The following is a 13581-nucleotide window of genomic DNA, read 5'->3' on the forward strand; positions in this document are numbered from 1 at the left end:
GCGGTGGCCCGTGCCGCCACGCCGGCGCTGGCGGCGCTGACCAAAGCCGGTGTGCCGCATCAGGTTGTCACCTTCGATCACGATCCGCGGGAACGGTCGTTCGGTGACGAGGCGGTGCACGCGCTGACCACGGAGCGCGGCATCGCGGCTGAGCAGATCTACAAGACCCTCGTCATCGCGATCCCCGGCGGCCTGGCGGTCGCGATCCTGCCTGTGCCGGCCCGGCTCTCGCTGAAGGCGGCCGCCGCGGCGCTGGGGGCGGCCAAGGCGAGCATGGCCGAGCCGGCCACCGCCGAGCGCGCGACCGGCTACGTGGTGGGCGCCGTGTCGCCGTTCGGGCAGCGCAGGACGCTGCCGACCGTCCTGGACACGGGCGCGCTGGCCTGGGATCGGGTGTACTGCAGCGCCGGTCGCCGGGGCTGGGACGTGGGGGTGTCACCGCGGGACCTGGTCCGGTTGACCGGCGCGATCACCGCCGACATCCGCGCGTAGCGCGCGGGCGTAACGCCACGGTGAAAACCGGGCCGATTTCTCGCCATGGCGTTACGCTCGCGCCATGACGACGAAGCGATCCCGCGGCGCGACGATTGTCGCCGCCGGTGTGCTGGCTTTTTCCGGGTTGATCACCGCCGGTGTGGGCATCGCCAACGCCGACACGATTCAGACCGAGGGCAACTATCCGACCCGCCAGGCCTGCCAGGACGCCGGGCCGGGCGTGAAGGCCTCGACGCCGGGAAACTGGAACAACTTCTGGTGCGTTCCGGACCGCAACGTCAACGGCAACTGGAAGCTGGTCCTCAGCAACTAGAGCAACCTCGCCTGCTCGGGCTCCGGGCCGACCGGCTCGAGTAGCTGCGGCCCGTTGTTGCGGACGTTGTTGACCAGCGTCGAGATCTCGCGCATGCGGATGCCGCGCACGTCGGGCGGATGGCTGAGCAGCTCTTCGTCGGCTGCAGCGTCGGGGTCCAGCCAGCGGTCCCACTCCTTCTCGGGCACCACCAGCGGCATCCGGTCGTGGATCTCGGCCAGCTCCCCGGGCGCGTCGGTGGTGATGATGGTGCAACTCAGCAGCGGCGAACCCTCTTTGGCGGGTTGCCCCTTTGGTTTCCATACCGACCACAGGCCCGCCATGAACAGCGGCTCGCCGTCCTCGCGGTACATGAAGAACGGCGTCTTGCGGGACTTCTTGCCGGCGGCGGCGTCATTGACCCGCCATTCGTAGTAGCCGTCCATCGGGATCAGGCACCGCTTCGACTTGGCGGCCGACCGGAACGCGGGCGAAGTCGTGACCTTGTCCGCGCGCGCGTTGATCAGCATCGGCCCCTTCGTTTCGGGCGCCCCGTCCGCGCCGGCCTTCGCCCACGGGGGTACCAGGCCCCAGCGCATCAGCCGCACCCGGCGGGTGGGCTCGTCGTCGGGGTCGGTGTGCCGGCTGACGACCGTCGCGATGGTCGAGGTGGGGGCGACGTTGTAGTTGGGCGCCCCGGCGGTTTCGAAGGCCCCGGTGGCCTCGTCGATCGCCTTGATCTTCTGGGCCAACAGCGCCGGATCGGTGGTGACCGCGAACCGTCCGCACATACCTTCCATGGTGGCAGAGCCACCGACTCCCATTGGTGGCAGAGGACCCCGACACGCGATGATGGACCGGTGACTATGTGGACGGCCCCGACCGCGACCCAACCGGTGCACGCGACCGTGACCGTTCCGGGCTCGAAGTCGCAGACGAATCGGGCGCTGGTGCTGGCCGCCCTGGCCGCCGCGCAGGGAAACGGCGCCCCGACCCTCAGCGGGGCGCTGCGCAGCCGGGACACCGACCTGATGATCGGCGCCCTGCGCGCCCTGGGCCTGCTCGTCGAAGGCACCGGGTCCGAGCTGACCGTCAGTGGCCGCATCGCGCCCGGGCCCGGCGCGCGCGTCGATTGCGGCCTGGCCGGCACGGTTCTGCGCTTCGTCCCGCCGCTGGCCGCGCTGGCCGAGGCGGTGGTGGAGTTCGACGGCGACGAGCAGGCCCGGGTGCGGCCCATCGCGCCGCTGCTCGACGCCCTGCGTGGCCTGGGCGTGCCGATCGAGGGCGCCGGCCTGCCCTTCCGGGTACACGGCAGCGGATCGGTCGCCGGGGGCACCGTGGACATCGACGCCTCGGCGTCCTCGCAGTTCGTGTCGGGGCTGCTGTTGTGTGCGGCGTCGTTCGCCGACGGGCTGACCGTGCGGCACACCGGCGCGACGCTGCCGTCCGCGCCGCACATCGCGATGACCGTGGTGATGCTGCGGCAGGCCGGGGTGGACGTCGACGACTCGGTGCCCAACCGCTGGCGGGTGCGGCCCGGCCCGGTGGCGGCCCGGCACTGGGAGGTCGAGCCCGATCTGACCAACGCCGTGCCGTTCCTGGCGGCGGCGGTGGTCAGCGGCGGGTCGGTGCGCATCACCGGCTGGCCGGCAGCCAGCGTGCAGCCCGCCGACCACATCCTGACCGTGCTGGGTAAGCTGAACGCCGTTGTCTCCCAAGGTGATTCGTTTCTCGAGGTGCAGGGCTCCGCCGACTACGACGGCTTTGACGTCGACCTGCGCGCGGTCGGCGAACTGACCCCGACGATGGCGGCGCTGGCCGCGCTGGCCAGGCCGGGATCGGTGTCGCGCCTCACCGGCATCGGCCACCTGCGCGGCCACGAGACCGACCGGCTCGCCGCGCTCAGCGCCGAGATCAACCGCCTGGGCGGGGACTGCACCGAAACGCCCGACGGCCTGGTGATCACAGCGACGCCGCTGCGGCCCGGCGTGTGGCGCGCCTACGCCGACCACCGGATGGCGATGGCGGGCGCGATCGTCGGGCTGCGGGTATCCGGGGTCCAGGTGGACGACATCGGCTCCACCGCCAAGACGCTGCCGGAGTTCCCGCAGCTGTGGGCGCACATGTTGGAGTCCGATATTTGAGGCCCGGCGATTACGACGAGTCCGACGTCAAGGTCCGCTCCGGCAGGGGCTCGCGACCGCGCACCAAGACTCGTCCCGAGCACGCCGACGCCGAGGCCGCGATGGTGGTCAGCGTCGACCGCGGCCGCTGGGGATGCGTGCTCGGCGGGGACCCCGGCCGGCGGGTCACGGCCATGCGGGCCCGGGAACTGGGCCGGACCCCGATCGTGGTCGGCGACGACGTCGACGTCGTCGGCGACCTGTCCGGGCGGCTGGACACCCTGGCCCGCATCGTGCGGCGCGGGGAACGGCGAACGGTGTTGCGGCGCACGGCCGATGACACCGATCCCACCGAACGCGTGGTGGTCGCCAACGCCGACCAGTTGCTGATCGTGGTGGCGCTGGCCGACCCGCCGCCGCGCACCGGGCTGGTCGACCGGGCGCTGATCGCCGCCTACGCCGGCGGACTGAGGCCGATCCTGTGCCTGACCAAGACCGACCTCGCCCCGCCGGAGCCGTTCGCCGAGCAGTTCGTGGACCTCGACCTGACGGTGGTGGTCGCGGGCCGCGACGATCCGCTGCTCGCCGTCGCCGACCTGTTGACCGGCAAGATCACCGTGCTGCTCGGGCATTCCGGCGTGGGGAAGTCCACGTTGGTGAATCGCCTTGTGCCCGAGGCGGAACGGGCCGTCGGCGAGGTCACCGACATCGGCAGGGGCAGGCACACCTCCACCCAATCGGTGGCCCTCCCCCTGGAAGGATCCGGCTGGGTCGTCGACACCCCGGGCATCCGCTCGTTCGGGCTGGCGCACATCGCGCCCGACGATGTGCTGATGGCCTTCTCGGATCTCGCCGGGGCGATCGAGGACTGCCCACGCGGCTGCGGACACATGGGTCCGCCGGCCGACCCCGAGTGCGCGCTCGACGCGCTGTCCGGCCCCGCCGCCCGCCGCGTGGCCGCCGCGCGCCGGCTGCTGGCCGCGCTCAATCAGACTTAGCCAGCCGCACACCCAGCTCGTCGGGCGGCACCAAATGCCCTTCGGTGCAGCGCATTTGGACCTCCGCATCGGCACCGCAACCCAGATGGGTCAGGCGAAGGCGATGGCGGCCGGGCAAGTGACGCCGGCCCCACTCGAACATCGCCCACACCACCGGCATGAAGTCGATGCCGGCCTCGGTGAGCACGTATTCCTCGCGACGGCGCTGACCGGGCTCGTGGTACGGCTGGCGCTTCAACAGCCCCAGCTCGACCAGCTCGGACAGCCGCGCGGACGTGGCGGCCTTGGTGATCCCCACCCGGCGGGCGAAGTCGTCGAAGCGCGTCGTGCCGTAGTAGGCCTCGCGCATGATCAGCATCGCGGACTTGGTGCCCACCACCGCCATGGTCTTCTCGATCGCGCATTCGCCCACGGCCGACCACGCGTCGCGGTCGGCCAGCGGACCCTGCAGCAGTGTCATAGATCACCTCCGCCTCTGGGTTGCTTTTAGTGTACCTAGGTGGTTACCTGGGTACAGCAGTCTATACCTAGATCCGTGGGACTCGAGGAGGAGCCATGAACCGCGACGCCGTCATCGTCGGAGCCGTCCGCACCCCCATCGGCAAGGGCAAACCCAGCGGCGCGCTGCATGACGTGTTGCCCGCCGACCTGCTCGCCCACAGCCTGCGCGAACTGCTCAGGCGCACCGGCGTGGACCCGGCGCAGGTCGACGACGTCATCGCCGGTGCGGTCGCGCAGGTCGGCGACCAGGCGGTCAACATCGCCCGCAATGCGTTGCTGGGCGCCGGCTTCCCCGAGTCGGTCCCCGGTGTCACGATCGACCGGCAGTGCGGCAGCAGCCAGCAGGCCATCAGCTTCGCCGCCCAGGGCGTCATCTCCGGCGCCTACGACCTCGTCGTCGCCGCCGGCGTGGAGTCGATGGGCCGCGTCCCCATGGGCACCTCGGTGCTGCCGGGCAGCAACCCGTTCGGCGACGACATGACCCGGCGCTACCCCGAAGGCCTGGTGCCGCAGGGCATCAGCGCCGAGCTGATCGCGGCGAAGTGGGGATTCTCGCGCGCCCAGCTCGACGAGTTCTCCGCCACCAGCCACGACAAGGCCGCCCGCGCCACCAAGGACGGGCTCTTCGACAACGAGCTGATTCCGATCGCGGGGCTGGCCGCCGACGAATTCATCCGGCCCGGCACGACGGTCGAGACGCTGGCCGGGCTGCGGCCCGCCTTCTACAGCGAGGCGATGAGCGCCCGCTTCCCGCAGATCAATTGGGAGATCACCGCGGGCAACTCCTCGCCGCTGTCCGACGGCAGCGCCGCCGTCATGATCACCAGCAGCGAGGTCGCCGGCAGGCTGGGCCTGCGCCCGCTGGCCCGCATCCACACCACCACGGTGGTCGGCTCCGACCCGCTCTACATGCTGACCGGGGTCATCCCGGCGACCGAAAAGGTGCTGCAGCGGGCCGGATTGACGCTGGCCGACATCGACCTGTTCGAGGTGAACGAGGCCTTCGCGCCCGTCGTGCTCGCCTGGGCGCACGACACCGGCGCCGATCTGGCCAAGACCAACGTCAACGGCGGTGCCATCGCGATCGGTCACCCGCTGGGCGCCAGCGGTGCCCGCATCATGACCACGCTGGTCAACGCGCTCGAGCAGCGCGGCGGCCGGTACGGGCTGCAGACGATGTGCGAGGGCGGCGGCATGGCCAACGCGACCATCATCGAGCGGTTGGGCTGACGACGATGGCGTCGCCCAGCATCTCGAGAATCTTCGTCATCGGCGGCACGGGCGCCCAGGGCATGCCCATCGTCCGCGCGCTGGTCGCCCACGAGAGATACGCTGTTCGATTCCTCAGCCGCGACCCCGGCTCCCGACGAGCGAAGGAACTGCTCGCCCTCGACAACGTGTCCGTAGTGGAAGGCTCATTCGCCGACGAAGACGTGCTGCGGGAAGGGCTCCGCGGCTGCGACGGGGCGTACATCAACCTCGACGGGTTCAACGCCGGTGAGAAGACCGAGACCTATTGGGCCATCCGGTGCTACGAGATCGCCATCGAAGAAGGCATCCAATTCTTCGTCTACGGCAACCTGGACTATGGGCTGAAGAAATCGGGATACGACTCCCGATTCCGGACCGGCCACTACGACGGCAAGGGCCGGATCGGTGAGTGGATCCTGTCCCAGAATCAGGTGAACGGCGCTCGGATGGGGGCGGCGGTCTTCACGTCGGGTCCGTACATCGAGATGGTGATCTCACCCGGTACACCCATGACGCCCACCGTCGAGGACGGTGTCGTGACGTGGCGGGTTCCGCTCGGCGAGGGTGCCGTGCCCCATGTGGCTCTCGAGGATTGCGGACATTACGTCCGCTGGCTCTTCGACCATCCCGAGCGCGCGAACGGCATGGACCTCGAGGTCGCCGTCGACCACATCGGCTATGCGGATCTTGCCGCGGCGTTTGAGAGGGTGACCGGACATCCGGCGCGGTACGTCGACACCGATTTGGACACCTACTGGAGGGAGGGACCCCTCAGCAGGATCGCAGATGCGCCCGCCGGGTACAACGCGGACCCAAATGACAAGAGCACCATGAACGTCCGCGACAACTTCACCGGATTCTGGAACCTCTGGAAATACGGAGTGGTTGAACGCGATTACGGCCTGCTCGATGAGGTGCACCCGACCCGGATCAGGAGCGCCGAGGAGTGGTTCCGAAGAGAGGACGAGCGGGGAAGAGCGCTGGGAAAGGGCGGCCTTTGGGAGAGGGTTCAACCGGACAACCGGACTCCGATCCTGAAGATCGGCGAGGATATGAGGGCGGGAAAATTATGACCGAGATCCGTTTCACCGGCGTGCGGGTGCGCTACGACAGCACCAAGAGCTACGACGAGCTGTTGGCCGCCCTACTGGCCGACATCGGCGAGCAGCCTGTCCCCATCAACGACATCGCGACGAGCACCGGCGACTGGGAGCCCTACCGGCAGCGGGTCGAATCCCACGTCGGGCCAAGCGGATTCATGCTCTTCGGTGTCGTCGACCACGGCGCGTGGATCGCCAAGGCGGGCATCGACCGCAGGGCGGTCCGCGTCATCCTCGGCAACCCGTTGATCGCGATCACGATGCTGCGCCACGACGTGACCGCGGGCCTGTTCGCTCCCGTCGAGCTGCTGATTGCCGACGAGGGCGCCGGCAGCAGCCTGACCTACGTCAAGCCGTCGTCGCTGATGGTAGTCGCACCCAATCCCGAGTTGCTCGGCGCCGCAGAACAACTCGACGCCAAGCTGGCCGCCCTGGCCGCGACGGTGACCGGCTAGAGCCAGCCGGTGCGGGCCGCGGCCACCGGCTCCGCGGGTATCGGGGCCAATGCCCCGTCGCGGACGCCGTCGAGCATCCGTTTGACCGCGGTGACGATCTCCGGGGCCGCGGCGGCGAGGCCGGCCTTGTCGGCCTCGCTGACCTCGTCGGGGTCGACGCCCGCCCGGGCCAGCACGGCGGCCGGGTCGGCCAGCTGGCCGGCCAGCCAGGACACGGGGTCGGCCGACAGCTCGGGTACGAAATGCCGGCGGCCGGGTTCCCAACCCTCGAACCGCGGATGGTGATGGGCCCGGTCGAGCGTGCCCGGCGGGCTCTCGGTGGACCCGAACAGGTCCACCCGCCACACCGGGCGGTTGAAGCAGATCGGAACCCCGGCGTAGATCGACCCCTGCGGCTCGTCGCGGTCGACGAGGCGCAGTTCCAGCCTGACTCCCCGCTCCGGGGTTTCCTGACCTTCGAGCGGGCGCGGGTCGACGAAGAACATGTCCCCGACGACGACACCCATGGTTTCGAATCCGAACGCTGCGAGCATGTTTTCGAGCGTAGTCCGGCCGTCGCGTCAGGCGCCGACCTTCTTGGCCGCGCGCTCGGGCACCACCACCTCGTAGTCCGCGAGCACCGCGGTCCGGGTGCGGCGCTGGTATTCGTGCACCAGGCCGGGCCAGTTGGTGGTGACGCGGCCGGAGGCCGTGCGGTACCAGGAGTCGCAGGTGGTCCATACGCCGGCATCCAGGCGGGACTGAACCTCCGCGTCGTAGGCCTGCTCCACCGCGCGTCGGACCTCGAACGCGCGGACCACGCCCCCGCGGGCGAGCTCCTCGGTGAGCTGGCGGATGTAGCGGGCCTGCTGCTCCATCATCAGGATGATCGAGCTGCTGCCGAGGTTGGTGTTCGGGCCGTAGATCAAGAACATGTTCGGGAAACCCGGTACGGCCATGCCGAGGTGGGCGCGCGCCCCCTGGGCCCATTCGGCCTGCAGGTCACGCCCGTCACGGCCGGTGATCGTCATGGGCGCAAGGAATTCGGTCGCCTTGAACCCGGTGCCGTAGATGATCACGTCGACTTCATGCAGCCGGCCGTCGATGGTGCGCACACCCGTGGCCGTCACCTCGGTGATGGCGTCGGTCTCGACGTCGACGTTGTCGCTGGCCAGTGCGGGATACCAGTCGTTGCTGAACAGCACCCGCTTGCAGCCGACCGGGTAGTCGGGCGTGAGCTTGGCCCGCAGCACCGGATCCTTGATGTGGTGCTTGAGGTGCGCGGACGCGACGACGCCGATCAACCGGGCGAGCGGGGCCACCTTGGTCAGCGCGAGGCCGAAGAACTCCGAGATCTCCCAGATCAGCCCGCGCATCGCGGCGGCGAACCCCGGCACGCCGCGGAAGGCGGCGTGGTGCGCGCCGGTGTAGGCCCGGTCGGGCTTGGGGATGATGTACGGCGCGGAGCGCTGAAAGACGGTGACATGCGCGGCGGATTCGCGGATCCGCGGGACGAACTGGATTGCCGATGCGCCGGTGCCGAGCACCGCGACGCGCTTGCCGGCCAGGTCGACGTCGTGGCGCCACTGCGCCGAGTGGAACGCCGGTCCCTCGAAGGCATCGAGCCCCGGGATGTTCGGCAGCGCCGGCCGCGACAGCTGGCCGACCGCGGGCACCAGCACGTCGGCCTCGAACGCCTCGCCGGCCGACGTCTCCACCCGCCAGGTGGCGGCGCCGTCGTCGTAGCGGGCCGAGGTCACCTCGACCCCGGTGCGCACCAGGTCGCGCAGGCCGAACCGGTCGGCGGTGTCGTGGATGTAGCGCAGGATGTCGGGCTGCTCGGCGTACCGGCGCCCCCAGTCGGTCTTACGGGAAAAGGAGTAGGAGTACAGGTTGGACGGGACGTCGCAGGCCGCCCCGGGGTAGGTGTTCTCCCGCCACACGCCGCCGATGTCGTCGGCCTTCTCCAGCACGGTCACATCGGCCAGGCCGTCCCGGGACAGCTCGTAGGCGGCGGCCAGGCCACCGAAGCCGGCGCCGATCACCAGCACGCGAGGCTTGCTCATGGTCGAAGTCATGAGGCCCACGTTAGGGGCGAACTGCACCCCGCCGGCAGCCGATTGCGGTCGGCAAATCCATCATTCCGGCCACGCCTCTCTCAGCCGGCGGCCAGCCGGGCCCGCGGCGCGACCGAACGCTGGTAGCGCGCCGGGGTGGTGCCCGTCCAGCGTTTGAACGCGGCGATGAAGCTCGTCGACTCGGCGTAGCCCAGCCGCAGCGCGACGTCCTCGACCGACAACGCGCCCGTCGCCAGCAGCTCCTCCGCGAGGACCCGGTGGACCTCCTCGGCCAGATCCCGGAACGTGGTGTTCTCCTCGGCCAGCCGCCGGCGCAGCGTCCGCTCGCTCATCGCCAACTGCCGCGCGACGGCCGCGATGGTGTGGGGTTCGCCGTCGATCGACGCCAGCCGCTCACGCACTCGGCGCGAGACGCCGGTCCGCAGCCGGCGGCGCTCCAGCAGGGCGCGGCACTGCTGCTCGCACATGGCGACGCTGCTCGCGCTGGCCCGCGGGAGCGGGTTGTCCAGCAGCGCGGCCGGCCAGCGCGCCACGTTGGCCGGCGCGTCGTAACTCGGCATCACGCCGAATTCCTTGCGCGCCAGGGCATCCCCCGACGACGGCGCGGGGCCCGCGAACTCGATGGAGGTGAACGGGACGGGTCGGCCCAGCATCTCCGCCATGACCCGGGCGATCGCGACCAGGTCGCGCCGGACCAGGAATTGCGCGACCGGACCGGTCAGGTCGGGCAGGTCCAGCCGCATGGCCGCCACCGGCCCGTCGACCGTGACCGTGGGCAGGCCGAAGCCGTAGCTGAGTTCGTAGAACCGGGCCGCGAACCGGACGGCGTCGCCCAGCGTCGAACTGGTGAGGCAGGCGAAGCCGAAGATGCCCAACGAGCCGACGTGATAGCTGCCGCCCACCCGCACCCCGAGGTCGGCGGCGTCACCCAGCAGGCTGACCAGGTTGGTCGCGACGGCCAACTCCTGGCGCCCGACGATCATCCGGTCGTGGTCGCGCAGGTCGGCCTCCGACAGGCCGGACCCTGCGAGGACGTCCGCCAGGGCAAGCCCGTTGCGGGAACCGAACTCGGCCATCAACGCGACGCTGGCCGTGCTGCGCGGGAAATCCCAGTGGGAGACCTGCGACCCGACGAAGACCTGCACGTATCCCAGTATGGCGAAGGACGATGCGCCGGTTGGCGCGAAAACGCTAGGCCGCGAGGCCGTCGGCGCCGTCGGTGGCCCGGCGCGCATCGCGCTGCGCGCGCTTGGCCCGCCGCCACCCCCGCACGGTCTCGATGGCGGTCTTGAGCCCGCGCCGCCGGCCGGTCTCCGGGTCGGTGCCCAAGAAGCCGGGCTCCAACTCGGCGAACATGCGCTCGCTGCGCGTTTCCGGCGCATCGTCGGCGCTGTCGCGCAAATACTGGTTGGGCAGCGACAGCTTGGCCAGCGTGCGCCACGTCTTGGCGTACTGCACCAGGAACGAGCCCGTGGTGTAAGGCAGGTCGTACTTGTCGCACACCTCGCGCACCCGCACCGCGATCTCCTCGTACCGGTTGCTGGGCAGATCCGGGAACAGGTGGTGCTCGATCTGGTGGGACAGGTTGCCGCTCATGAACCGCAGCACCGGCCCGGCGTCGAAGTTGGCGCTGCCCAGCATCTGGCGCAGGTACCACTGGCCCCGGGTTTCGCCGATCATGTCGGTCTTGGTGAATTTCTCGGCGCCGTCGGGGAAATGGCCGCAGAAGATTACCGCGTTGGCCCACACGTTGCGGATCACGTTGGCCACCGCGTTGGCCTTCAGCGTCGAGGTGTATGTGGCGCCGGGTGACAGCGCGGTCAGCGCCGGGAACGCGACGTAGTCCTTGAGCACCTGCCGGCCCGCCTTGGCCAGGAACTCGTCGACCCGCTGCCGGGCGTCGTCGTGGTCCATCCGCCTCTTGGCGATCTTGCCGAGTTCCACGTGCTGCAGGCCGACGCCCCACTCGAACAGGAGCATGAGCATGGTGTTGTAGACGAGGTTGAACAGGTTGAAGCGCTTCCAGCGCTGGTCCCGGGTGACACGCAGCAGGCCGTAGCCGACATCGTCGTCCATCCCGAGGATGTTCGTGTACTTGTGGTGCACGAAGTTGTGAGTGAAGCGCCAGTGCTTGGACGACCCGCTCATGTCCCACTCCCATGTCGAGGAGTGGATCTCCGGGTCGTTCATCCAGTCCCACTGGCCGTGCATGACGTTGTGGCCGATCTCCATGTTCTCGATGATCTTGGCCACGCCCAAGGTGACGGCCCCCGCCCACCACGCCGAGCGGCGGGAACTCGCGGTCAGCATCAGCCGGCCCGATACCTCCAGCGCGCGCTGCGCCGCGATGGTGCGGCGAATGTAGCGGGCGTCCCGCTCGCCGCGAGAGTCTTCGATCTCCTGGCGGATGGCGTCCAGCTCAACGGCCAGGCTCTCGATGTCGGCGTCCGTCAGATGGGCGAATACGTCGACGTCGGTGATCGCCATCGTCTTCCTTCCCTGCGGTCGATTTGTCGGTTCGAAAACCAGATCCAGACCTACGCTATCGTAACCTACGAATCCGTAGGTTACCTGTGAGTAGCAGTTAGATGTCGAGCACACAATCGCCCGAGGCGGCAGACACACAGGTCTGAATCCGCGTCCCCGGGTCGTGTTCCGCGCCGGTGCGCAGGTCACGCACGTGGCCCTCCACGAGGCCGACCACGCACGACTGACATATACCCATCCGGCAGCCGAAAGGCATCTGCACGCCGGCACCCTCGCCGGCGTCCATCAACGACGTCGCGGCGTCTGCGGCGACGGCGCGGCCGCTTCGTGCGAAGGTGACCATGCCGCCGGCCCCCGCCGGCGCGGCCTTGGACACGGCGAACCGTTCCAGGTGCAGCCGGTCGCCGACGCCCGCCGCCGACCAGAGCTTCTCCGCCTGGGCCAACATGCCCTCCGGCCCGCACGCCCAGGTGTGGCGGTCGCGCCAGTCCGGCACCTCGCGGTCCAGCAGCGCGAGGTCGAGCCGGCCCTGGGAGCGGGTTTCCCGCAGCGTCAGGCGATAGCCCGGATGCTCGTCGGCCAGCGCCGCCAACTCCGCGCGGAACAGCACGTCGGACTCGGTCGGCGCGGAGTGCACGTGCGCGATGTCACCAATCTGGTTGCGGCGCACCAAGGTTCGCAGCATCGACATCACCGGCGTGATCCCCGATCCGGCGGTGAGGAACAGAATCGACGGCGGCGCCGGGTCGGGCAGCACGAAGTTGCCCTGTGGGGCGGCCAGCCGGACGATGGTCCCCCGTTCGACGCCCGCCACCAGATGGGTGGACAGGAACCCCTCGGGCATCGCCTTCACGGTGATGGTCACCGTGCGCGTCGAGCCGGATCCGGACGTCTCGGCCGGGCTGGACGTGAGCGAATACGACCGCCAGCGCCAGCGCCCGTCCATCAGCAGGCCGATCCCGATGTACTGGCCGGGCTGGTAATCGAAGTTGAAGCCCCAGCCGGGCTTGATCACCAGGGTGGCGGAATCCTCCGTCTCGCGGCGCACCTCGAGGATGCGTCCGCGCAGTTCGCGCGCCGACCACAGCGGGTTGGCCAGATGCAGATAGTCGTCGGGCAACAGCGGCGTGGTGATGCGTGCGACCAGCTTGCGCAGCGCATGCCAGCCGGGATGCCGCTCAGCGCCCGCGACCACCGGCCGCTTGGTGTCGACGACGTTGCCCGTAATCGAGGGGTTACGTCTGCCCAGTGGAAGCTCCTGCTCACGATGCTGCGTCTTGCTTGCGCTCACCATTGTGGTCGACTCTGTGGGCCTCACGAAACCTACGGTACCGTAACCTACGGTTGCGTAGCCAGTGTTCGGTGGGCGCGATCACATGCCCCGCCGGCCGCGGCGTGCTCGATCACCGCGGTGCGCGCCCGCGCCTTGTGGGGGACTGACCTAGCCGGCCGCACCGGCGGCGAGCGTCAACGCCCGGACCACGGCTTGGGCGCCACCCCGCCCAGCGCCATCGCCGCCGACGCGATGACACCGTCGGACAGCACGACGCCGACCGCCACCGACACCAGCGCGAACGCGTAACTGTGCCGGTCCCGCACCTTCAGGTACCAGGATTTCGCCGGGTACGGCGAGGGCGGGAGCTCGACGCCCACGATCAGTTCGGCGGGCTCGAGGGCATTGTCGATCTCCGGTGTCTCGCCGGGCAGGCGGAAGAACTCCCCGATCGGAATGCGGCGCGCGCCGCCGGGGCCCACCACATGCACCACGGCATCGAGGATCGTCAAGGCCACCGCCATGTCGGAGGGATTCGTGGCCACGCAC

15 protein-coding genes are annotated in these 13581 nt (G+C 69.8%); 7 read left to right on the forward strand and 8 right to left on the reverse strand.

The features are described 5' to 3' along the window. Positions 1 to 3 precede the first annotated feature (3 nt). Both AWC03_RS15610 and AWC03_RS15615 read left to right on the forward strand, forming a co-directional pair. Positions 4 to 492: a YbaK/EbsC family protein gene (locus tag AWC03_RS15610; RefSeq protein WP_085241630.1), complete on the forward strand. Its 489-nt coding sequence runs from the start codon at positions 4 to 6 to the stop codon at positions 490 to 492. A gap of 64 nt (positions 493 to 556) precedes the next feature. Further along, complete coding sequence (locus AWC03_RS15615; RefSeq protein ID WP_085241631.1) at positions 557 to 808, forward strand: hypothetical protein; 252 nt, start codon at positions 557 to 559, stop codon at positions 806 to 808. Here the strand turns inward: AWC03_RS15615 and AWC03_RS15620 are convergent. Beyond that, complete coding sequence (locus AWC03_RS15620; RefSeq protein WP_085241632.1) at positions 805 to 1578, reverse strand: SOS response-associated peptidase; 774 nt, start codon at positions 1576 to 1578, stop codon at positions 805 to 807. The two genes, AWC03_RS15615 and AWC03_RS15620, sit on opposite strands and share 4 nt — an antisense overlap. A gap of 69 nt (positions 1579 to 1647) precedes the next feature. Here AWC03_RS15620 and aroA point away from each other — a divergent pair, with 69 nt between their 5' ends. Both aroA and rsgA read left to right on the forward strand, forming a co-directional pair. Next, a complete protein-coding gene (aroA, locus tag AWC03_RS15625) occupies positions 1648 to 2931 on the forward strand; it encodes a 3-phosphoshikimate 1-carboxyvinyltransferase (protein ID WP_090422826.1) in 1284 nt (427 codons plus the stop codon). Beyond that, positions 2928 to 3908, forward strand: a complete 981-nt coding sequence (gene rsgA, locus AWC03_RS15630; protein WP_085241634.1) for a ribosome small subunit-dependent GTPase A — start codon at positions 2928 to 2930, stop codon at positions 3906 to 3908. The genes aroA and rsgA overlap by 4 nt, the downstream gene beginning before the upstream one ends. Here the strand turns inward: rsgA and AWC03_RS15635 are convergent. Further along, complete coding sequence (locus AWC03_RS15635) at positions 3895 to 4368, reverse strand: winged helix-turn-helix transcriptional regulator (protein WP_085241635.1); 474 nt, start codon at positions 4366 to 4368, stop codon at positions 3895 to 3897. The two genes, rsgA and AWC03_RS15635, sit on opposite strands and share 14 nt — an antisense overlap. Before the next feature lie 95 nt (positions 4369 to 4463). Between AWC03_RS15635 and AWC03_RS15640 the strand changes: the two genes are divergently transcribed. Genes AWC03_RS15640 through AWC03_RS15650 form a run of 3 tightly spaced genes read left to right on the forward strand, consistent with a single transcriptional unit; the run spans position 4464 to position 7215 of the window. After that, on the forward strand, positions 4464 to 5639 hold the full coding sequence (locus AWC03_RS15640) for a thiolase family protein (protein WP_085241636.1): 1176 nt from the start codon (positions 4464 to 4466) through the stop codon (positions 5637 to 5639). A 5-nt stretch (positions 5640 to 5644) separates the two neighbouring features. Next, positions 5645 to 6733 carry an NmrA family NAD(P)-binding protein gene (locus AWC03_RS15645; protein ID WP_085241637.1) on the forward strand — a complete coding sequence of 363 codons (1089 nt, stop codon included), beginning with the start codon at positions 5645 to 5647 and terminating at the stop codon, positions 6731 to 6733. After that, positions 6730 to 7215, forward strand: coding sequence for a DUF302 domain-containing protein (locus AWC03_RS15650; protein WP_085241638.1), 486 nt, complete (start codon positions 6730 to 6732; stop codon positions 7213 to 7215). Before AWC03_RS15645 ends, AWC03_RS15650 begins: the two co-directional genes overlap by 4 nt. Here the strand turns inward: AWC03_RS15650 and AWC03_RS15655 are convergent. From AWC03_RS15655 to AWC03_RS15680, 6 genes are all read right to left on the reverse strand, one after another. Further along, positions 7212 to 7748 carry a hypothetical protein gene (locus tag AWC03_RS15655; protein WP_085241639.1) on the reverse strand — a complete coding sequence of 179 codons (537 nt, stop codon included), beginning with the start codon at positions 7746 to 7748 and terminating at the stop codon, positions 7212 to 7214. The two genes, AWC03_RS15650 and AWC03_RS15655, sit on opposite strands and share 4 nt — an antisense overlap. A gap of 27 nt (positions 7749 to 7775) precedes the next feature. Continuing rightward, complete coding sequence (locus AWC03_RS15660; protein ID WP_085241768.1) at positions 7776 to 9272, reverse strand: flavin-containing monooxygenase; 1497 nt, start codon at positions 9270 to 9272, stop codon at positions 7776 to 7778. A gap of 80 nt (positions 9273 to 9352) precedes the next feature. Then, on the reverse strand, positions 9353 to 10417 hold the full coding sequence (locus AWC03_RS15665; protein ID WP_085241769.1) for an AraC family transcriptional regulator: 1065 nt from the start codon (positions 10415 to 10417) through the stop codon (positions 9353 to 9355). Between the two features lie 46 nt (positions 10418 to 10463). After that, on the reverse strand, positions 10464 to 11759 hold the full coding sequence (locus AWC03_RS15670) for a fatty acid desaturase family protein (protein WP_085241640.1): 1296 nt from the start codon (positions 11757 to 11759) through the stop codon (positions 10464 to 10466). A 97-nt stretch (positions 11760 to 11856) separates the two neighbouring features. Beyond that, the gene (locus tag AWC03_RS15675; RefSeq protein ID WP_420845676.1) at positions 11857 to 13050 is read right to left on the reverse strand and encodes a ferredoxin reductase; all 1194 of its coding nucleotides are present in this window, start codon (positions 13048 to 13050) and stop codon (positions 11857 to 11859) included. Between the two features lie 176 nt (positions 13051 to 13226). Then, a complete protein-coding gene (locus tag AWC03_RS15680; protein ID WP_338067424.1) occupies positions 13227 to 13577 on the reverse strand; it encodes an FAD binding domain-containing protein in 351 nt (116 codons plus the stop codon). Positions 13578 to 13581: the final 4 nt, after the last annotated feature.

Source organism: Mycobacterium europaeum (assembly GCF_002102155.1).
GTDB classification, from domain to species: domain Bacteria; phylum Actinomycetota; class Actinomycetes; order Mycobacteriales; family Mycobacteriaceae; genus Mycobacterium; species Mycobacterium europaeum.